At 50.4% G+C, this 20702-nt stretch carries 20 protein-coding genes; 12 read left to right on the forward strand and 8 right to left on the reverse strand.

The window, feature by feature from the left end; genetic code table 11:
• Nucleotides 1–41: 41 nt before the first annotated feature.
• The 4 genes from ABFZ84_RS05885 to ABFZ84_RS05900 form a co-directional block, all read right to left on the reverse strand.
• The gene (locus tag ABFZ84_RS05885) at nucleotides 42–1991 is read right to left on the reverse strand and encodes a PrkA family serine protein kinase (protein ID WP_369313017.1); all 1950 of its coding nucleotides are present in this window, start codon (nucleotides 1989–1991) and stop codon (nucleotides 42–44) included.
• Nucleotides 1992–2077: 86 nt separating this feature from the next.
• On the reverse strand, nucleotides 2078–2233 hold the full coding sequence (locus ABFZ84_RS05890) for a hypothetical protein (RefSeq protein WP_369313018.1): 156 nt from the start codon (nucleotides 2231–2233) through the stop codon (nucleotides 2078–2080).
• A gap of 394 nt (nucleotides 2234–2627) precedes the next feature.
• The gene (locus tag ABFZ84_RS05895; RefSeq protein ID WP_369313019.1) at nucleotides 2628–3989 is read right to left on the reverse strand and encodes a mechanosensitive ion channel domain-containing protein; all 1362 of its coding nucleotides are present in this window, start codon (nucleotides 3987–3989) and stop codon (nucleotides 2628–2630) included.
• Nucleotides 3990–4023: 34 nt separating this feature from the next.
• Nucleotides 4024–5607: a lysine--tRNA ligase gene (locus ABFZ84_RS05900; RefSeq protein ID WP_369313020.1), complete on the reverse strand. Its 1584-nt coding sequence runs from the start codon at nucleotides 5605–5607 to the stop codon at nucleotides 4024–4026.
• Nucleotides 5608–5780: 173 nt separating this feature from the next.
• Between ABFZ84_RS05900 and ABFZ84_RS05905 the strand changes: the two genes are divergently transcribed.
• Nucleotides 5781–6218 carry a tellurite resistance TerB family protein gene (locus ABFZ84_RS05905; protein ID WP_369313021.1) on the forward strand — a complete coding sequence of 146 codons (438 nt, stop codon included), beginning with the start codon at nucleotides 5781–5783 and terminating at the stop codon, nucleotides 6216–6218.
• Here the strand turns inward: ABFZ84_RS05905 and ABFZ84_RS05910 are convergent.
• Entirely contained in the window at nucleotides 6215–7588 is a 1374-nt protein-coding gene (locus ABFZ84_RS05910; protein WP_407067073.1) for an SLC13 family permease, read from the reverse strand. The genes ABFZ84_RS05905 and ABFZ84_RS05910 overlap by 4 nt on opposite strands.
• Before the next feature lie 142 nt (nucleotides 7589–7730).
• On the opposite strand from ABFZ84_RS05910, the gene ABFZ84_RS05915 reads away from it, so the two are divergent.
• The gene (locus ABFZ84_RS05915; protein ID WP_369313024.1) at nucleotides 7731–8090 is read left to right on the forward strand and encodes a DUF952 domain-containing protein; all 360 of its coding nucleotides are present in this window, start codon (nucleotides 7731–7733) and stop codon (nucleotides 8088–8090) included.
• A gap of 38 nt (nucleotides 8091–8128) precedes the next feature.
• The gene (locus tag ABFZ84_RS05920) at nucleotides 8129–9145 is read left to right on the forward strand and encodes a quinone-dependent dihydroorotate dehydrogenase (RefSeq protein ID WP_369313025.1); all 1017 of its coding nucleotides are present in this window, start codon (nucleotides 8129–8131) and stop codon (nucleotides 9143–9145) included.
• Here the strand turns inward: ABFZ84_RS05920 and ABFZ84_RS05925 are convergent.
• Nucleotides 9136–10497 carry an MATE family efflux transporter gene (locus ABFZ84_RS05925; protein ID WP_369313026.1) on the reverse strand — a complete coding sequence of 454 codons (1362 nt, stop codon included), beginning with the start codon at nucleotides 10495–10497 and terminating at the stop codon, nucleotides 9136–9138. The two genes, ABFZ84_RS05920 and ABFZ84_RS05925, sit on opposite strands and share 10 nt — an antisense overlap.
• 82 nt (nucleotides 10498–10579) lie before the next feature.
• Here ABFZ84_RS05925 and ABFZ84_RS05930 point away from each other — a divergent pair, with 82 nt between their 5' ends.
• Entirely contained in the window at nucleotides 10580–11293 is a 714-nt protein-coding gene (locus ABFZ84_RS05930; RefSeq protein ID WP_369313028.1) for a DUF2270 domain-containing protein, read from the forward strand.
• Here ABFZ84_RS05930 and hisI read toward each other — a convergent pair.
• Nucleotides 11290–11700 carry a phosphoribosyl-AMP cyclohydrolase gene (gene hisI / locus ABFZ84_RS05935; RefSeq protein ID WP_369313029.1) on the reverse strand — a complete coding sequence of 137 codons (411 nt, stop codon included), beginning with the start codon at nucleotides 11698–11700 and terminating at the stop codon, nucleotides 11290–11292. The two genes, ABFZ84_RS05930 and hisI, sit on opposite strands and share 4 nt — an antisense overlap.
• A gap of 115 nt (nucleotides 11701–11815) precedes the next feature.
• On the opposite strand from hisI, the gene cysS reads away from it, so the two are divergent.
• The 4 genes from cysS (at nucleotide 11816) to ABFZ84_RS05955 (ending at nucleotide 15499) form a co-directional block, all read left to right on the forward strand.
• Entirely contained in the window at nucleotides 11816–13189 is a 1374-nt protein-coding gene (gene cysS / locus ABFZ84_RS05940; RefSeq protein WP_369313030.1) for a cysteine--tRNA ligase, read from the forward strand.
• Between the two features lie 3 nt (nucleotides 13190–13192).
• Entirely contained in the window at nucleotides 13193–14212 is a 1020-nt protein-coding gene (locus ABFZ84_RS05945; RefSeq protein WP_369313031.1) for a TIGR00341 family protein, read from the forward strand.
• Nucleotides 14213–14348: 136 nt separating this feature from the next.
• Nucleotides 14349–15047 (forward strand): pirin family protein, encoded by a 699-nt coding sequence (locus tag ABFZ84_RS05950; protein WP_369313032.1) that lies wholly within the window; start codon nucleotides 14349–14351, stop codon nucleotides 15045–15047.
• A 20-nt stretch (nucleotides 15048–15067) separates the two neighbouring features.
• The gene (locus ABFZ84_RS05955; protein WP_369313033.1) at nucleotides 15068–15499 is read left to right on the forward strand and encodes an iron-sulfur cluster assembly scaffold protein; all 432 of its coding nucleotides are present in this window, start codon (nucleotides 15068–15070) and stop codon (nucleotides 15497–15499) included.
• Nucleotides 15500–15711: 212 nt separating this feature from the next.
• Here the strand turns inward: ABFZ84_RS05955 and gcvA are convergent, their stop codons facing one another.
• Entirely contained in the window at nucleotides 15712–16647 is a 936-nt protein-coding gene (gene gcvA, locus ABFZ84_RS05960; protein WP_369313034.1) for a transcriptional regulator GcvA, read from the reverse strand.
• A 266-nt stretch (nucleotides 16648–16913) separates the two neighbouring features.
• Between gcvA and cysG the strand changes: the two genes are divergently transcribed.
• Genes cysG through ABFZ84_RS05980 form a run of 4 tightly spaced genes read left to right on the forward strand, consistent with a single transcriptional unit; the run spans nucleotide 16914 to nucleotide 20701 of the window.
• Nucleotides 16914–18317 carry a siroheme synthase CysG gene (gene cysG / locus ABFZ84_RS05965; RefSeq protein ID WP_369313035.1) on the forward strand — a complete coding sequence of 468 codons (1404 nt, stop codon included), beginning with the start codon at nucleotides 16914–16916 and terminating at the stop codon, nucleotides 18315–18317.
• Nucleotides 18314–18595, forward strand: a complete 282-nt coding sequence (locus ABFZ84_RS05970) for a DUF2849 domain-containing protein (protein ID WP_369313036.1) — start codon at nucleotides 18314–18316, stop codon at nucleotides 18593–18595. The genes cysG and ABFZ84_RS05970 overlap by 4 nt, the downstream gene beginning before the upstream one ends.
• On the forward strand, nucleotides 18595–20250 hold the full coding sequence (locus ABFZ84_RS05975) for a nitrite/sulfite reductase (RefSeq protein ID WP_369313037.1): 1656 nt from the start codon (nucleotides 18595–18597) through the stop codon (nucleotides 20248–20250). Before ABFZ84_RS05970 ends, ABFZ84_RS05975 begins: the two co-directional genes overlap by 1 nt.
• Nucleotides 20237–20701: a DUF934 domain-containing protein gene (locus ABFZ84_RS05980; RefSeq protein ID WP_369313038.1), complete on the forward strand. Its 465-nt coding sequence runs from the start codon at nucleotides 20237–20239 to the stop codon at nucleotides 20699–20701. The genes ABFZ84_RS05975 and ABFZ84_RS05980 overlap by 14 nt, the downstream gene beginning before the upstream one ends.
• Nucleotide 20702: the final 1 nt, after the last annotated feature.

The raw sequence follows: 20702 nt of genomic DNA on the forward strand, positions 1-20702 counted from the left end.
GGGGATACCCGCTCATGACTACGCGTTGCCGCGCCTTTCGTTTAACCCGCTTTGTTTACACGCATATACCATTCGACAAGGCGCCTTACCTGACGCGCGGTGTATCCGCGCTCGGTCATTCGACTGACAAAGTTTTCGTGTTTTTGTTCCGTGTCACTATCTTTTTTGGAATCAAAAGAAATTACTGGCAGCAAATCTTCAACCTGCGAGAACATGCGTTTTTCGATCACATTGCGAAGTTTTTCGTAGGAAGTCCATTTGGGATTCATGCCGTCATTATTAGCGCGTGCCCGTAAGGAAAACTTGACGACTTCATTTCGGAAGTCTTTGGGGTTTGCGATTCCTGCCGGTTTTTCAATTTTTGAAAGTTCTTGATCTAACGTCGCGCGATCAAGCAGTTGTCCGGTGTCGGGGTCTTTGTAGTCTTGGTCTTCAATCCATGCGTCAGCAAAGGATATATAGCGGTCAAAGAGGTTTTGACCGTATTCAGCATAGCTTTCGAGATAGGCTTTTTGAATTTCCTTGCCAATGAAATCGGCATATCGCGCAGAAAGCTCTGATTTGATGAAGTCGAGATACTGTTTCTCGGTTTCATCTGGGTATTGTTCACGCTTTATCGCAGTTTCGAGCACATACATCAGGTGAACTGGATCAGCCGCAACTTCGTCTGTATCAAAATTGAATGTCTCCGAGAGAACCTTATAGGCAAACCGAGTGGAGATCCCGTCCATGCCTTCGTCGATGCCGGCGGCGTCTTTATACTCTTGTTGTGTCTTTGCTTTCGGATCTGTGTCTTTTAGTTTTTCGCCATCATAAACACGAAGTTTGGAATAAAGGTTTGAGTTTTCGTGCTCTCTTAGGCGCGTTAGAACTGAGAACCGTGCCAGGAGGTCTAAAGTTTCGGGCGCGCATGGTGCTGCGGAAAGCTCTGAATGGGCGAGCAACTTTTCGTAAATTTTTTGTTCTTCCGTCACGCGCAGGCAATATGGAACCTTGATAACATTGATGCGGTCAAGGAAAGCTTCATTATTTTTGTTGGCGCGAAACTGTTGCCATTCACTTTCGTTTGAGTGCGCAAGAATAACGCCTTGGAATGGAATCGGGCCAAGCGCTTCCGTGCCAATGTAATTGGATTCCTGCGTTGCGGTCAGCAGCGGGTGCAACACTTTAATTGGGGCTTTGAACATCTCAACAAATTCAAGAAGTCCTTGGTTCGCCCGGCAAAGCCCGCCTGAATAGGAATAAGCGTCCGTATCATCTTGACTAAAGTGTTCAAGCTTTCTGATGTCGACTTTACCGACGAGGGTCGAAATATCTTGATTGTTTTCGTCGCCCGGTTCGGTTTTAGCGAGAGCGGTTTGGCGCATTTTCGAGGGGAAAAGTCGAACCACTTCGAATTTAGAAATGTCACCGCCAAATTCGTCTAATCGCTTTACGGCCCACGGACTCATTAAACCGGAAAGCCGGCGTTTTTCGATTCCGTATTTTTCTTCGAGTAAACTTTTTAATTCGTCGGATTGAAACAATCCAAGCGGGCTTTCAAAGACCGGTGAAATTTCATCGCCAGCTTTGAGGACGTAGATCGGATATGTTTCCATCATGTCTTTTAGACGTTCCGCAAGCGAAGATTTACCGCCGCCGACCGGCCCTAAAAGGTAGAGAATCTGGCGCTTTTCTTCGAGCCCTTGCGCAGCATACCGGAAGAAAGAAACAATCCGTTCGATCGTGTCTTCCATCCCGAAAAAGCCGTCAAAGGCTTTGTAATGGCGTATCGTCCTATTGGAAAAAATTCGCGCTAACCGTGGGTCTTTCGACGTATCGACCAGTTCCGGTTCGCCTATAGCTTTGACCATTCGCTCCGCAGGGGAGGCATAGAGCATTTCATCATCACGAGCGGCAAGAAGATAATCTCTGAGGCTCATCGCCTCTTGTTTCATCTTCGTATAGCCTTCAGAAAACTTGTCAAAGACATCGAGGGATTCGTTGGTCATAATCACACGCTCACTTTTCACTCGTTCGATTGCGGTCCTTCCGCTGTTGGAAACAAAAAAGGCGCTGGTCTAACCAGCGCCCCCACTCATTCTATAAAGCCATCCTGCAATTCATGTCGGAAAACTATTTCTTCGACGATGGTACTTAACTGTTTCATATAAAAGATATGGCGCTTGTTGGTAGCGAAGCAAGGCTGATCAACAATCAGTTTAATCCCTTCTTCGTGAGCAATGCGCATCATATCGATGTTCCTAATCTGCTTTCAGTTTCTTCCTTCGCCCGAATTCGATAAAATCCCACCCCGTATGCGTCGCCATAGGGCGCGCAATTCTAGGTTAACCGAAAGGCTCCTAATAATTCGTTTCGTATTGGTGACTTGTGCTTAAACAATATAACACCATTTCATTCAAAGTGCGATAGTTTAATTACTCCGAACCCGGCCCAAATTTCGCCTCAATTGATTCCTGCCTGAATTGATTCTGGTATGGGGTTGTAATGTTGGATTGGAAGGTTCTGCCAAGAAATGGCCATGAGTATGGTGCGGAATTGTCGTCGTTAGCGCTTTCATTCAGCGGCTGCTAAAAAATTAACCAATCAACAATGAGTGTTTACAACTCGGGAGGTTGGAGAACGCTTTATTCCACCGGTGCGGATTGAGAGAGTAAATCGTCGTCTGCGTTCTCACGACGCTCGTCTTCAATTTTTTCTACAATGTGTTTGTCTGGGGTGACGTCCAGCGCTTCTTGGCGCTGCTCGTGCGATACATGGGTTTTCTTGACGGACGCCGCCGCTGGTACTTCTTCTTTTCTTTCGGCATTTGCGAAAGTAGCAGCGTCAGGGAGAATATTGTCGTCAAATCGTAAGCGGTAAATCGGTTCCGGAAGAGCAAAACCGGCTGATTCCAATGCATTTTTTGCGGACGAAAGCGCGATTGAACGCGACTTTTGAAAATTTGCGGTGCTTTGATCAATCCAAGCTGCAAAGTCGATCACTATATTTGAATCACCCACATTTTGAATAAACGCTATAGGTTTTGGCGCATCCAAAACAAACGCGAGACCTGAAATCGCCGCTAATCCGGTTTCGATCGCTGCTAATGGATCATCGTCGGCATCGATACCAAGTTCAAATTCGAAACGACGTTCGGGGTTTCTTGTGTAGTTCAGAATAACAGCCTTGAATACTGACGCATTTGGAATTCGAAGATGGTTGCCGTCCACTGTCATTAGGATAGTCGCTCGCGACGTTAGTCGAATTACATGGCCTTCGTTTCCATCAATAACTACGTGCTCGTTGGGGCGAAACGGTTGACGCAAAGAAAGCATGATAGATGCAATATAGTTTTCAATCGTGTCCCTTACGGCAAAACCGATCGCTAATCCGAGAACACCGGCCGCGCCTAAGAATGCGCCTAACAGCGCTGTGGCATCAAGAATACTAAGGGCGACAACAAGGGCAATCAAAAAGAAAACGGAACGCGTCGTCGTGGTTACCAATTCGGCAATAAAGCTATTGGGTGTAACGCGATCCCATAACCAGCGCCACCGGCTTAGAATCCACCCAGTGAATGCAATGACGACAAGCGCTAATATGGCAAGTGCAATAAGAGGAGCGGTGCGAATCGAGTCTTGAACAACACTTTCTAACTGAGAGACAGCCGGGGTAATACGTGTAGAAACAGAAACGTCTCGTTCGATTTTGTTTTCGACGGTGACGACGCCGTCGATCCGCGACGCTATTGCCTCTGCGCGTTCTGCGGCGTCACTACTCGCGGTTTGTCCATTTAGGGTAACGACGCCTGCGGAGACGGTCGCCTCTACTTGGCTGAGTGTTTCGATCTGCGCAAAAATTTCTGCGATGCGCTTAGTGATCTCTTTATCACTTGCGTCGGGCGGGGCGGCGTTAATAACGGGATCGGGGTCGATTTCGCTCTGCGCTAACACGAGCGGTTGAAGACAAAAAAGGACCGTAATCAGAGTAAAAATGAGTGTTCGCATTTATAGCAAACACTCAATCTCAGTTTTGGTTCAACTAACGTGCCAGCGCTTCGTCGATGAGTTGTGCGGTCGCTTTCGCACCATATATCTTAGCGAAAGGTCCCATCCGTGGTCCTTGCTCTTGGCCAAATACTACTTCGTAGAGTCCTTTGAACCAGTCACGAATATTCTCGAATCCGTTGGCTTTGCCAGCGTCAAATACCGCCGTTTGGTAATCGCCTTCGGCACCCTCATCGCCGATTTCTTTGAAGCGTGCGGACAGCATTTCGAGTGCCGCACGCTCATTTTCGGTCGGTGCCCGGTATTTTTTGTTGGGCTTGATAAAGGCATCGTAATAACGGCCTGCGAAAGTGATCATAGCATTGGCTGCTGCCAATTCTTTGCCGCTGGCATCGGGGCGGTATTTTTTGATGAAACCGCGCAGCACATCCTCGTCGCCTGCACCAGCCGCATTGACCAAATTGAGAAGCATCGCAAAGTTTACTGGCGGCATAAGGGCGGGCGGTTTGCCTTCATGGATGTGCCAGGCTGGATTATCGAGCGCCTTTGCTCCTTCTAGTTGTCCATATTTCTCAAGATGCGACCAATATTCGTCGGCCACCTTTGGGATGATGTCGAAATAAAGCTTTTTGGCAGATTTCGGGCTTTGGAACATGTAAAGAGAAAGGCTCTCGGGTGATGCGTAAGTCAGCCATTCTTCGATCGAAATACCATTGCCTTTGGTCTTTGAAATTTTCTTACCTTCCTCATCAAGGAAGAGTTGGTAATTGAAACCGGCGGGTGGTTCACCGCCCAATGCTTTGACGACCCGATTTGAGAGGCGGACCGATTCGGTTAGATCTTCGCCCGACATTTCATAGTCAACGCCGAATGCAAACCACCGTCCGGCCCAATCAACTTTCCACTGAAGTTTGGTGTTTCCGCCGCCGACGCTCGTGCGGATTTTTGTGCCGTCCTCGTCCTCGAATACGACTTCTCCCTTTTTGGCATCGATTTCGAGCATAGGGACATAAAGCACGCGGCCAGTGCTCGGGGAAATTGGCAGGATCGGAGAATAGCTCGCGCGACGTTCTTCGCCCAAGGTCGGAAGAATAATGTCCATAACCGCGTCATAGCATTCGAGTACACGGATCAATGTTGAATCGAATTCGCCAGAACGATAGCAATCTGTAGACGACTTAAATTCATAGTCGAAACCGAATTGATCAAGAAAATCACGGAGCTTTGCATTGTTATGATGCGCAAAACTCTGATGTGTACCCCATGGGTCAGGCACATCGGTCAAAGGCTTTTGTAGGAAGTCCGTCAAGAGTTCTTGATTTGGCAGTTGTGGCGGAACTTTGCGCATGCCGTCCATATCATCAGAGATGGAAATCAAACGGGTTTCGCGCCCGGTGAGCAATTCAAAGGCGCGGCGAACCATGGTTGTGCGCGCAACTTCGCCAAAAGTACCAATGTGGGGAGGGCCAGAAGGACCATAACCCGTTTCAAAAACAACAGGACCGTCCTTTTTTAGCTTATCAAGACGCTTTATGAGGTTTCTTGCTTCCTGAAACGGCCATGATTTGGCGCTCAGAGCCTCTTCGGCGGTGAAATTCTTGATGTACTGGGCGGTCATGATTTTACTTTCTAGGTGTTTAAAGCCGGAGGTTTAACGTTCGCTCGCGCTGCGTCAATTCTCCTCCACCCACATTGCGCTCTTCGAGGTTGCCGTTTGCGGGTTCCACGGCTAGCTTCGCGCCAGATCGGCATCAATTGATGCCATAGCCACCGCATTTTAGGAGCGTTTTTATGGCAACAGGCCCTGCAGCCTTAACACCGCAAGAAGCCGTCATCTATCTGATGGTTATGGCTTCCGCCTCAGACGGGATGATTACGGATGTTGAATTACGCACAATCGGTCGTGTGGTTCGGTCATTTCCGCTCTTTTCAGACGAGGATGAGAGCGGTCTGGTCAAGACTGCGGAGGCTTGTGGTGCGCTGATGTCATCAGATGGTGGCCTACATAAGGTGCTTGAAGCCGCGGCGAGCGCATTGCCAAAGCATCTGACCGAAACTGCCTACGCAGCCGCGGTCGAGGTAATTACTGCGGATGAAAATCTCGATCTGACAGAGATTCGCGTGCTCGAGTTGATCCGCAATGCGCTAAAGGTCACTGATGAAGGTGCGCAAGCTATAGACCACGCGGCGCGCGCGCGGCATATGACTGCAAATGACGCTGGAGCCTAGGTTAAGGCGAACCAACAAACACTTGCTACAATAAAGGCTACAATCACATTGAGCATTGCGCCTTCGCGCGCCATGCTCGCAATTGAAATCTTTCCTGTTCCATAAATGATAGCGTTCGGCGCTGTCGCCACTGGAAGCATGAAGGCGCAAGAACAAGATATCGCTGCGGGTATCATCAGCAATTCGGGCCTCATGCCCGACCCCATCGCGACTGCTGCCAAAAGCGGCATCAATAGATTTGCAGTTGCTGTGTTCGACGTGATTTCGGTGAGGAAAGTCACGGCCAAGCATAGACCCAGCATCATAATGAATATGGGAGCATTGGTCAGCCCCGTGAGCTGTTCACCGATCAGTATATCTAGCCCACTGGCACGGAAGCCAGCGGCAATACAAATGCCACCCGCAAATAACAACAACATACCCCAAGGGATATCTACTGCGTATTTCCAGTCGAGTACGGCACCGCCTTTTCCGTTAGGCACCAAAAACATGAGCACGACAGCGAATATCGCAACAGTTGAATCGCCAGCGCCTTCCATCCCCAGAAGACCCGCCCAGCCACCGAAAGGTTCGATGCGCGTTATCCAAAGAAAAATAGCAATCGCAAAAATAATAAGCGTGCGCTTTTCTTCGCTTCGCCAAGGGCCTGGTTCTGTGAGTTCGGGTGTTTTTACACCGCTCATGGAACGGGTCAGCCATAACCCCATGATAGGGACACCAATCACAACAATGGGCACACCGATCTTCATCCAGCTCAGGAATGATAATTCTGTGCCAGTGGCCTTAAAATAGGCATCAGCAAAGATGAGGTTTGGCGGCGTTCCGATTAATGTTGCGGTGCCGCCAAAAGAGGCAGCATAAGCAATGCCCAATAAGAGCGGTGTTGCTAATTTTGGATTGTCAGTCTGAGAGAGGATCGCGAGCGCCATGGTCGCGAGCATTAAAGTGGTCGCCGTATTGGATATCCACATAGACAATAGCGCTGCGGCGATCATGAAGCCCAAAACCAATCTACGGCCTGAGGTACCCACAAATTTGATCATGTATAGCGCCAGACGTTCATGCACGCGTGACTTTTCTAGAGCTTTTGAGAGCATGAATGACGCCATCAGGAGTACAATGACATAACTACCGAGCGATGCTGCGGCTTCGCGTTGATCCATGACGCCCGCCAGCGGGAAGAGGGCAAAAGGCACTAAGGATGTGGCAGGAATCGGTAAAGCTTCGGTCACCCACCAAGCGGCGGTTAACGCGGTGATAGCGATTGTTGCTACCATTTCGCGCGGTAATCCAAAACTGTAAGAAGTAAACCCCGCCGCAAGAGCGATAATCACGCCCAGCAAAATTCTATATGTTCTCATCAAGAACATCTGCCGGAATCGCATAATGCTGTCTAGCTAGAAGAACGACCGAATTGTTTTGGCGATTGCCAGTATTGCAGCTTTTCGCAAATGCACAGCATTGTCTCCGCCCCACTAGACCCGAGGCGCGCTGCGGGGTAGGGGCATGGGCATGGTTCATAATCAAGCAACAGCCCCGGTTTTTCGTCTCGCGACCTTGGATGAGTGGAACAGCGCTCAAGTGAATGGTTTGGTTCCGGAACGCGAAATCGATACGCGGGATGGTTACATGCATTTGTCGACCCGCGATCAGGCGCTTGAGACTGCGAATATCCACTTTAAGGGTGTTAAAGATTTGCTGCTGCTTGAAATTCCCGCGGCACCAATTGCGAAGTTCCTTAAGTATGAGTTAGCACCAAAGCGCGGTGACGCTTTCCCTCATCTCTATAGCTCGCTTCGGGTAACCGACGTTGAGCGCGCCGTTAGGCTGATTGAAACCGGTAACGGATTTGAGTTCGGAGAGCCTTTGTGAAAGTGCCAATGATATTTGCAGGACTAGGTGCGCAGGCAATGAGCCTTCTGGACCCTGAAACGGCTCACCGTCTGACGGTTAAAATGCTCAAAACTGGTCTTGGACCTCGGGCGGCTAAGGAAACGCCGCGTTTGGCCACCGAAATTGCCGGATTGCCTTTTTCAAATCCGTTGGGGTTGGCCGCCGGTTTTGATAAAAATGCTGAAGCACCGGACGCCATGCTCGACTTGGGGTTCGGGTTCGTAGAGGTCGGGGCCGTGACACCGCGCCCGCAGTTAGGGAACGCACGTCCGCGTGTGTTTCGTCTGCGCGAAGATGCGGCTGTTATCAATCGGTATGGTTTCAATAATGACGGCCTCAACGTTATCGGCGACCGTCTGCGCACCAGAGACCGCCATGGTATTGTCGGGATCAATCTTGGTGCAAACAAAGACAGCAACGACCGAACAGAAGATTATGTAAAGGGTGTCCATGCGCTCGCTGGGTGCGTTGATTTCTATACGGTCAATATATCCTCGCCGAACACACCGGGTTTGCGGACATTGCAAGATAAATCTGCGCTGACTGATCTTTTGTCGCGTGTTCTCTCGGCACGTGATCAGTCTGCCGAAAAGACGCCTGTGTTTTTAAAAATTGCCCCCGACCTCGCAGATGAAGACAAGGTCGACATTGCGACGATTGCACAACAATTATCGTTGGATGCGTTGATAATTTCGAATACGACAATTCGGCGCTCGGCATCTTTGCGTAGTCATTCTGCGCCCGAAGCTGGTGGCCTTTCTGGCAGGCCATTATTCGCATCGTCGACTGCGTTACTTCGCGAGTTCTATCAAGAAATTGGTGATGCGATTCCGTTGATCGGCGTTGGCGGCATTTCATCGGCACGGGATGCCTACGAGAAGGTTTTAAGCGGTGCTAGTTTGGTGCAGCTTTATACGGCGTTGATTTATGAAGGTCCGGCGCTGGTTCCACAGATTCTGGATGACTTGATCGGATATCTCGATGCAGACGGGTTTAGGACCATCAAAGAGGCGGTTGGCGCTGGTCACCGCTGAGCTACGAAAGAGCGACCAATTCGCGGAAGCCATACGGCGAGTGTAGCGGCGCGTAATAAGAAATAAACTGAGAAGGCAGCCCAAAGACCATGATTGCCGAATTTTCCGGCGAGCCAGAGCGAAGCGGGTAGAAAAACCAGCGTAGAGATTATCATCGAGTCGCGCATTTCTTTTGACCGCGTTGCGCCAATAAAAATACCGTCTAGTTGAAATCCGGTCACGACGATTAATGGGCTAATTATGACCCACGGCATGAAGAATTGTGTCGCCGTGCGAATTTGTCCTTCTGGGGTCAAAAGCGCGATAATCGCATCTCCACCGACAGCGTAAAAAATAACAAATGCGATTGCGGCCGCGCTCGCTAGAATAAATGTCTTTCGTACAGATACGTAATAACGCCGTTGCGCAGTGGTTTTGTCACGGGCCCCCATGGCTTGGCCAACCAGTGTTTCCGCTGCGATTGCTGTGCCATCTAGCGCCAATCCTGTGAATAAAAACAGTTGTAGCATCACTTGATTGGCCGCGAGAGTGACATCGCCAAATGCGCCACCACGCTGCACAAACCATGCAAATGAAAAAGCGAGCAGCAGTGTACGGATAAAGATGTCGAAATTGATTGCGACCGTACGTTTAAGGCGCACAGGATTCCAGATGTCTTTTTTAGACCAATGGGCTAAAATTCCGCCATGTTCCCTCATGACCATTAGAACCAGCCCGGCGGCAACAAAAAAGCCGGATATTTCCGCGATTAAAGTGCCTGCTGCAACGCCGGATGCCCCCCAATCGAGGCCCACAACGAACCAGTAATCGAGGATGATATTGATTAGCGTCATAAAAACGCTGGCAATCATCAAGAAATCTGTCCGGCCACGGGCGGTGAGCCATCCGAATGCCGCATAGGATGCCAACGCGAAGGGCGCGCCCCAGATGCGGATGTCGAAATATTCTCGCCCGGCATTCAGCGTTGTGCTGCTGGCTTCTGAGCCGGTGCCCAAAAGCGTGAAGGCAAGGTTGCCGATGGGGAATTGTAGAACCGTCAAAATAAGCCCGACGGCACCCCCAACGACACCACCACGGATGAGTGCAGCGCGCGTTTCCGCTTCATCTTCTGCGCCAGCGGCTTGTGCGGTCAACCCGGCGACGCTCATGCGGATGAAGCCGAATGTCCAGTAGGCAAGCGAGAAAATAACCGACCCAAGCCCGACGGCTGCTATGTCAAGCGGCCTTGATGATTGCGCTAACGCCCAGACGTCTACAGCGCCTAAAAGCGGCGTGACGGATGCGGCGACAGATGCAGGCCATGCAAGTCGCAAAATAGTACGATAGGAAATATCAGCGGACATTCGATTCATCGTGCCTCTCTATAGTGTAGATCACGACGTGACCATAACGCTGCTTTGATTTTCCTGGGCCCTTGCTGGCAATGATGAAACCGTGAACAATAGACTGGTGAGAGAAGAATGGGATCAGTGGCAGTCGCCCCCTGGCGGCACCGGCAATGAATTCGACAGTGCGGAGATTGGTGCTCTGGCGCATCTCTATCGTGGCGAAGTTTATCGCTCTACCATTTGGCGTACGCGCCTTGATAATACGACCAATTGGTCGGTGGTTACGCTCGGGATCGCGCTGTCAGTTACCTACGCATCGCCGAATGCTTCGCCTCTACCGCTTTTGTTGGTCGGCATTCTGATTTGCATGTTTCTTATTCTCGAGTCCCGACGCTATCGCTTTTTCAATGTTTGGCGCGCGCGCTGTCGTTGGATAGAAACCAACTTTTATGCGCCAATGTTGTTCAGTTCAACGCGGCCAAAACCGGGCGAATGGCAAGATGTATTGGCGCAAGACTATATGACGCCACAATACCATATCGGGTTTTGGCGGGCGATGGGGCGTCGGTTGCGCAGAAATTACATGTGGATTTTTAGTTTTCAGGCAGTGTCATACTGCGGCAAAATTATCATTCACCCGACGCCGCTAAGTACTTTTTCCGAATTCGTCAATCGAATGGCGATCGGTCCATTTGATGGTGCTATGATTTTTAGCTTCGGGGTAATTTTCCACGGCTCGTGGGTGTTGTTAGCCCTTTGGACGCATATTCAGGATCACAAAAAACATAACCCTCGAGAGGGCGTGGGCGGGATGGGCTAGCTCTCGTCAAAGGCCAGGCGGTATTCGCCGTTTTTCTCAACGATCCTATAAAAGCACGATCGACGATCAGTGTGACACGCGGGTCCAGTCTGTTGGACGATTAATTGAATCACATCTTGATCGCAATCAGTTCGAATTTCGACGACCTGCTGTGTATTCCCAGACGTGGCACCCTTGCGCCAGAACTCTTTGCGCGATCGCGACCAATACCAAGCTTGGCCTGTTTCGATGGTTCTGTGCAGGGCTTCGGCATTCATATAAGCGACCATTAGTAGATCGCCATTGGTAGCGTCGCTGACCACAGCGGGAATAAGGCCAACTTCATCGAATTTTGGAACGAAGCTATGAGATTCTTCGATCTTTTCGGAAAGGTTTTCGCGGGTTTTGAATTTGCTTTTATCGGTCATTTTCGCAGCATAGCGATGTTGACGCCTGCGAAAAGCCATTTTCAGTGCCGGTTAACAATCTTGCGTCGTTGCCGCGCTCCGGCTAGCAAACAAAGAAGACGGAGAGAGCGGGAATATGGCGTTGAAAATATATGATAGCATGACACGGGAGAAACGGGTCTTTGAGCCGGCTGATCCGAACCGGGTTACGCTCTATGTCTGTGGCCCGACAGTCTATAATTATGCTCATATTGGTAACGCGCGGGCCGCGGTTGCTTTTGACCTCTTGTTTCGGGTTTTGCGAAATCGTTACGGCGCTGACCATGTCGTCTATGCGCGCAATATCACCGATATTGATGACAAAATCATCAAAGCCTCACTGAGTACGGGCGAACCGATTGGAGATATCACGCGCAAATTCGCGCAAATCTATCGTGATGATATGGGCGCGTTGGGTGTACTCGCCCCCAATGCTGAGCCCGCGGCCACTGATCACATAGATGGCATGATCGCGATGGTTAAGTCTCTCATTGAGTTGGGGGCGGCATACGCAGCCGATGGGCACGTTCTCTTTTCGATTGATAGTTATGATGCCTACGGAAAGCTTTCTGGTGTAGACAGGGATGAGATGTTAGCCGGCGCTCGTGTTGAGGTGGCACCCTATAAGAAGAATCCTGCGGATTTTGTTTTATGGAAACCGTCCAGCGATGCTGAACCAGGCTGGGAGTCGCCGTGGGGGCGAGGTCGTCCGGGGTGGCATCTGGAATGTTCAGTGATGATCCGTCATGAATTAGCAGAGACTATAGATATTCATGGAGGCGGGCAGGATCTACGTTTTCCGCATCACGAGAATGAAATCGCGCAATCAGTGTGCGCCCATAAAGGAGCGCCCCTAGCCCGTTATTGGATGCATAACGGTTTTCTCCGTATGGGAAGTGACAAAATGTCAAAATCCTTAGGAAACGTTGTTCTGGCTCATGACTTGTTAAAGGATTGGCCGGGCGAGGTCATTCGCTGGGCATTGCTTTCGGCACATTATCGTCAGCCACTAGAATGGACCGAAGAATTACTGCGGCAATCGAAAAAACAGCTCGACCGGTTCTATCGATTGATAGAGGAGGTGGCCTTCACCGAAGATATCGGGGACGCACCTGAAAGTGTTGCGCTTGCACTTGAAGATGACCTTAATACCCCGGAAGCATTTGCGGGTCTGCATGAGCTTCGGGATATTTCAAGTCAGCTAGATGGTGCCGCGCGCGAAAATGCGATTATCCGGTTGCGAAATGCCGGACGATTGATGGGCTTTTTGAATGCCGATCCGGCGCAGTGGTTTAGAGGTGTCGCAACTGATGGACCGTCTGCGGATGAGATCGAAGCATTGTTACAAGAGCGTTTAGAGGCACGTACGTCAAAAAACTTCGCACGAGCCGATGAAATTCGTGATACGCTTGCCGCAAAGGGGATCGTCATTGAGGATGGACCGCAAGGAGCCACTTGGCGAAAAGAATAAATTATGCGTTTGATCGAAGCGACTTTCCCGGCAGAAAAAATCGAAAAGGTAAAGTCAGCTGTCGAAGATTGTGAACCAGCGCATTGGCGGTTTTCGGAAAAAGGTGATGATAATTTAGTCGTGTTGCGTGCCTTTTTCGCTGTGAATGGTGCGCAATCCCTTGTGGACGAATTGCAGGATATTTGCGAAAATGGTGATGATTGGCGCATTTTGGTGCTGCCAGTCGAGGCGACTGCGCCGCAAATTGATGATGACGATGAGCTAAAAGAAGAAAAGCGGAAAAAAGAAAAGCGGGCGCTGCGGGAGGAAATCTACCAAGATGTTTCCTCTGGTGCGTCGCTGAGTTCTGATTTTTTTGTTCTTACATTTGTTTCTACAATTGTGGCGGCATTAGGTCTGTATGCCGATAACGTGGCTGCGGTAATCGGTGCGATGGTTATTGCACCGCTACTTGGGCCAATTCTGGCAGTTACGCTCGCTATTGCACTCGGTGATTTTAAGCTGCTATCGCGCGCAGGGCGAAATGCAATCGTAGGGTTGGCTTTGGGTGTATTTACATCGGGGCTTATGGGGTTATGGCTCGGTGTGAATTACGAAAGCCACGAGCTGATGAGCAGAACTGTTGCAGGGATTGATTCTTTGGTCTTAGCTCTTGCTGCGGGTGTTGCGGCGGCGTTATCCATCGTGACTGGTATTTCTGCGGCGCTCGTCGGGGTGATGGTCGCGGTGGCGCTATTGCCGCCTGCTGCCGCTGCCGGCATTTTCTTTGGTGCCGGTGAATTCGGTTTGTTTGGGCGGTCGATCTTACTGCTCACCGTGAATGTCGTCTGTATTATGATCGCGGCGCAGGGCGTTTATTTTTATAAAGATATTCGGCCTAGAACTTGGCTAGAAAAGAAGCAGGCGGGGCACGCTGCGCGACTCAACATGCTAATCTTGGGTGTGATGCTTGCCGGGCTAGTCGCTATAATCTTACTGGCACCAACCGGATCCATGCCTGATGTGCCAGGTGCAGGCGACTGAGATAGCCTCTCAAACACGTGATCGAGCACATACGACCCATCTATTTAAACCGATAAAACGTGTCCCATATTGACGGCATCACTCGACAATTTGTTGCTTTATGCTGCCGCCAAAAGGTGTGCCGCAAGGAGGTTTTATGATTTTGATCCGTAAAAATGCTGATCGCGGCCATGCAAACCATGGTTGGCTTGATGCTCGTCACACGTTTTCATTCGCCAATTACTATCACCCAGAGCATATGGGATTTAGGTCGTTGCGGGTCATGAACGAAGACCGTGTAAATCCGGGTGCTGGTTTTCCACCGCATCCACACCGCGACATGGAAATCATCACCTATGTCCTTGAAGGTGAGGTTGCTCACAAAGACTCCACAGGCGGCGGTGGCACCATTCGCCCTGGCATGGTTCAATATATGTCAGCAGGTAGTGGTGTTACACATAGCGAATTTAATGCGTCTGATACTGAACCATTGCATCTCTATCAAATTTGGATCGAGCCAAATGAAACTGGTGCAGCGCCACGATATGAGGAGCGGATCATAGGTGATGGTCGTGATGGTTCGTTAAAGCTCATCGCATCCGGTGATGGTCGTGATGGTTCATTTGGGATTAGGCAGGACGCTGATCTCTACGCGTCCGTCGTGGCTGAAGGCGAAGCGTTGTCTCATCGATTTGCTTCGGGCCGATATGGTTGGCTGCAAGTCGCAAAAGGGGGTGTTGAGCTGAGCGACGGTACGATCATGCATGCTGGCGACGGTGCCAAAATCTCAGACGAGTCGAAGATCGAATTTACGGCAATGGCCGATAGTGAAATTCTATTGTTTGATTTGGCATAAAAAGGCGCCACATAAGAGGTATGATTAGTGATCTTTATAGTGGCGGAATTCTTGACGCTGCAGCGGATATTCCGCCGGTGCAGCGTCTCGAAGCACCACAGGCCACATCCACAAAAGTAAGTCGGGTGTGCGGTTCCGAGGTGACTGTCGATCTTTCGGTGAAGGATGGAGTCGTGATCGCATTCGGCATGGAGGCGAAGGCGTGTGCTCTGGGGCAAGCTTCGGCCTCGATTGTCGCGCGCAACATTATAGGGGCGACCGTTCAAGAGCTATATGATCTCCGCGATCAAATGCGCGCAATGTTGAAGGATGACGGCTCTGCCCCTTCATCTGATCGCTGGGACGATCTCGCATTGTTGATGCCGATCCGGGATTATCCACAACGACATGCGTCAACATTGCTCATCTTTGAAGCGGTTTGCGCGTGTTTGGATCAAATATCAGAAAGATAGTGCTGTGCTTTTAACGGCGAAAATAAGTCGTCAGCGTTTTGCGCGCATCCTCACAAGACACTAACGGCTTTGTCATCTTAGGTAATCTTGATTCTTTGGCGCTAAGGCTCATCTTCGAGTTGTATCAGGGCGGCTCCACTTTCTCTCCCCCAACCTGGAGTCGCTTGAAAGGTGCCTGTGTTGTTCCCCCATGACGCAGGCACCAATTTCCATTACGCAGCTGCTTCTTGAGTGTCGCTGGCTTCAGCGCTTTCCAGCGCTTCCTTTAACACCCAAGCCTTAAATGCTTTGACCGCCGGAGAAGACGATTTCGACGGCGGATGCACCACGTAATATGAAAACTCAGATGGTGTCGTCAGGTCGAACGGAATGACCAGTCGCGCCGCCTCTAGATCGGCAAGGGCAAGTGCAGCCTTGGCTAGTGCGACACCTTTGCCGGCGACTGCGGCCTCGATTACGAGACTTGATTGATTGAACTTTAGGCCGCGTTCTCCCTCTTTGTGGGAGACCCCCGCCGCTTTGAGCCACATCGGCCACGTTGGGCAGCCGGGGTCTTTTTCGGTGCTCGAATCGTGAAGCAGCGTGTGGTTGATGAGGTCGCTTGGGTTTTTCAAAGAATTGTCGCCGGTCAACAGCTGTGGGCTGGCGACAGGCACGATTTTTTCCGCCATCAGGTGCTCTGTCACCAAGCCGGTATATCCGCCAGGACCATACCGAATCGCGACGTCCACATCATCTACGGCAAAATCGACCACATTCATGTCGGCAGATACCCAAACGTCGATATCGGGGTGTTCTTCCTGAAAGCGATCAAGACGGGGGACCAACCATTTCGACGCAAAAGATGGGGCGACAGAAACGGTTAGGCGTCCAGCATCGGCTTTCTTCGCAAGGATGTCACCAGCTTCCATGAGCTTGTCAAAGCCTTCACGCAAAATCGGCAGGCTCGCTTGTGCTTCATCGGTAAGAAGCAGGGCGCGTTTATGGCGTCGAAATACCGGGGTTTGTAGAAAATCTTCTAATGCCTTGATTTGCTGGCTCACCGCGCCCGGAGTTACGTGTAACTCTTCTGCAGCTTTAGTGAAACTTAAGTGTCTCGCTGCGGCCTCAAACACTTTTAGTGCGTTTAATGGCGGTAATTGTTTCATGATATAGGCTTTCTTTCCCGATATGGCGGGATATTTCATTAGAAAGACTAATAAATCAAGCGCTAATCTCAACATCACCATGATGTGAGTTTTTCGATAGTTTACCTAAACTCTTAGGGTTTGCGCGGATTGCGGGCACATAACGCAGAATACCTAATGTTTGAGCCAGAAATATTCGATTGAGCTACCATGCTGGTGTGCATAGTTTCCCCTGAAACGGTAGCTCCATGCTGCGCTATACAAAACGCATAGATTAGAAAAACTATATGAATAGATTCCCCGCCTATATCGCCCTCGAAAATCGGCCGGTGCTTATTATCGGTGGTGGCCCCAGCGCGTTGGCAAAGGCGCGGCTAATGACAGCCGCGCAAGCATCGCTCACGGTGATTGCTGAGAAAATAGACTCTGAAACAAGAGCTGCACTCGCTGGCGTGGCCCGGTTAATTGAGCGTGCGCCCGTCGTTGGCGATATCGAGGCTTCGGTTCTTGTTTTCATTGCTGATGGTCGAGACAGCCAGATAGAGCGGTGGGTTGAGATCGCGCAGATGGCCGGCGCGCTGGTTAATGTCGTTGATCGCCCAGAATTTTGCGATTTCATCACGCCTTCGATCATTGACCGGGGGCAGGTAACTGTCGCGATCACTACTAATGGCGCAGCCCCTGTCCTAGGCCGCAAGGTGCGGGCCGACATCGAGGCCTTGTTACCACAAAACGTAGGGTCGCTCGCCGAGTTTGCTGATCGCTATCGCGATGCGGTGAAGGCCAAGTTTTCTGAGCATGACCGGCGCTTATTTTGGGAGCACTTTTTTGATGGGCCGGTAGCAGCGCAAGTGCTTGCAGGCGATGAGGTTCGGGCGCACGAAGCAATGGTGGCGCTGATTAACCGTCCGCGAGAAAAAGAAAAAACTGGGGTTGTCCATATTGTTGGTGCTGGACCAGGTGACCCGGATTTGCTTACGGTCAAGGCATTGCGGCTTTTACAGCATGCTGACGTAATATTGTACGACCGGCTGGTTAGTGATGAAATTCTGTCTCTCGCGAGACGTGATGCGGAACGCTTTTATGTCGGTAAGGCCAAAGCGAACCACGCAGTTCCACAAGATGAAATCGAAGCTAGGTTAGTTGCGTTTGCACGCGACGGAAAAATGGTCGTGCGTCTAAAAGGCGGTGACCCATTCATTTTTGGTCGCGGCGGCGAAGAGCTTGAGACAGTGCGGGCAGCAGGAATTTCCGTTTTTACCACGCCCGGAATTACGGCAGCCGCGGGGTGCGCTGCTTCGGCGAATATGGCTCTCACTCATCGTGGATATTCCCAAGCAGTCACTTTTGTGACTGGACATGCAAAAGACGAGGGCGAGCCTGATCTTGATTGGGCGGCGTTGGCGACGCTTAAAAGTACACTTGTGGTTTACATGGGTGTTTCAAAAGCATCTTCGATCGCAAACCGTCTTATCGGCCATGGACGTGCGCGATCAACGCCCGTTGCAGTAATCGAAAAAGGAACGTGCCCAGATCAAAAAATCATCAAGGGATCGCTCGATGAGCTTGGGCAGTTGATCGAAGCAGGATCAGTCGACGGGCCGGCGCTATTGGTGATCGGTGAAGTGGCGGCGCTTGCCGATGGTGAAACGCTGTTGTCGATCGCTCAGCAAGAAAGGTTAGTGGCGTGAAAATTATCACAGGAAATCGCCTGTCGGACGGATTGGTCGTCTTTCTCGGTAGCGACGGGCAGTGGACACCTGCCCTAGAGCGCGCGGCGAATTTTGCGGATGATGCCGCGAAAACGGCATTTGCAGATGCGCAACTGCGTGTTGAGGAAATCGCTGACCTTTATTTGATTGATGTTGATGATGCGGGTGCTTTGACCGGTCGTGAAACGTTGCGTGAATCTATCCGCAAGGCGGGACCGACTGTCCGTCTCGATCTCGGCTATCAGGCAGGTGCATAATGTATCGTTACGATGAATTTGATGCGACGCTGGTCGCAGAACGGGTCGCGCAATTTCGCGGTCAGGTGAATAGACGCCTGTCTGGTGAATTGACCGAGGACCAATTCAAACCGCTTCGTTTAATGAACGGTGTCTATCTTCAGTTACATGCGTATATGCTGCGCGTCGCCATACCCTATGGAACGTTGACCTCGCAGAAGATGCGCAAACTCGCACATATCGCGCGTAAATACGACAAAGGGTATGGGCATTTAACAACACGGCAGAATATTCAATTTAATTGGCCTGCGTTGGTCGATGTGCCGGACATATTAGATGAGCTTGCAGAAGTTGAAATGCATGCCATTCAAACGTCTGGAAACTGCATCCGTAACACCACGTCTGATCAATATGCGGGTGCCACTGCCGAAGAGGTCGAGGACCCGCGCCCATACGCAGAAATGATCCGTCAGTGGTCGACGTTTCATCCGGAGTTTTCATATCTGCCGCGTAAATTTAAAATTGCAGTGACGGCAGCGGATCGCGATAGAGCGGCCGTGAAATTTCATGATATTGGATTACGCATTCATAAGAATGACGCGGGTGAAGTTGGGTTCGAAGTATATGTAGGTGGAGGCCTTGGGCGAACGCCGTTTGTCGGCCCAACTATCCGCGAGTTTTTGCCAAAAGAATATCTGCTTTCATACCTAGAGGCGATTCTGCGCGTATATAATCAGCAAGGCCGGCGTGACAATAAATTTAAAGCCCGGATAAAAATCCTTGTTAATTCTGAGGGCGTTGATGGCTTTGCGAATTTAGTCGAAACTGAGTGGAATCAAATCAAAAATTCTGGCGTTGATTTACCGCGCGAAGAAATTGACCGTATTCATGCATATTTTGCGTCTCCAAAATTTGAAAACCTTTCAGGAGAAAGCAAAACTCATAAGGCTAAAATTGCTGAGGACAAAGAATTTGCGCGTTGGGCCAGGACCAATTTGGCTGAACACAAAACTTCTGGCTATTCAATCGTCAATATTTCCGTAAAGCCAATCGGCGGCATTCCGGGTGATATCTCTGATATTCAGATGGAGGCGGTGGCGGATATCGCTGAACGTTTTTCGTTTGATGAGATGTGTGTAACCCATGAGCAAAACCTTGTTCTTCCGCACGTTAAAAAAGACGATCTTTTTGCGGTGTGGTCTGCACTCAAAGCGGTCGATCTCGCAACAGCGAATATTGGGCTCGTCAGTGACATCATCGCTTGCCCCGGTCTCGATTATTGCTCGCTTGCGAATACGCGTTCCATTCCAATCGCGCAGCGCATTGCCGAGCGCTTTAGCGATTTTCAAAAACAAGAAGACCTGGGCGAATTAAAGATCAAAATTTCCGGCTGTATAAACGCTTGTGGTCATCACCACGCGGGACATATCGGAATTCTTGGCGTCGATAAAAAGGGCGAAGAGTTTTATCAAATCACGCTTGGTGGATCTGGCGCGGAAGACGCGGCGATCGGTGAAATTGCAGGTCGTGGTTTTTCTTCTGATCAAGTTGTCGACGCTGTCGAGAAGCTTGTGGATTACTATAAAAACAACCGTCAGGATAAAGAGCGATTTCTTGACACATATAGGCGCCTCGGTGCCCAGCCGTTTAAGGAGGCGCTATATGACGCTGCTTAAGTTTTCACATGAACGCCTTTTGCCGACGCTTTCGGAGCCGTTGGAAGAGGTGACATTGACTGATTGGCGGGAAAACCCTTCGGGGAACGCCGGCGCTACCGCATTAGTCGTTGATAACGATATTCCACTTAGTGACATCGCTTCTGATTTAAGCGGGTTTAGTGTTGTCATTCTAAACTTCCCGAAGTTTCAGGATGGTCGTGCGTATAGTCAGGCCCGATTATTGCGTGATCGCTACGGATATACCGGTGAAATTCGCGCGCGTGGTGATGTGCTGCGCGATCAAATTTCATACATGGTCCGGTGCGGCTTTAATGCGTTTGAGTTTTCTGGTGAGGATGTCTCTGGCGCGGATAAGGCGTTGCGAGAGTTCTCATTTGCCTATCAGCCTGGGGCGGATAACGAAGCGCCGGTTTGGCGTAAACGCTTATCGCGTGCCGCGGCAGCATAGG

Source organism: Hyphococcus lacteus (assembly GCF_041058985.1).
Classification (GTDB): domain Bacteria; phylum Pseudomonadota; class Alphaproteobacteria; order Caulobacterales; family Parvularculaceae; genus Hyphococcus; species Hyphococcus lacteus.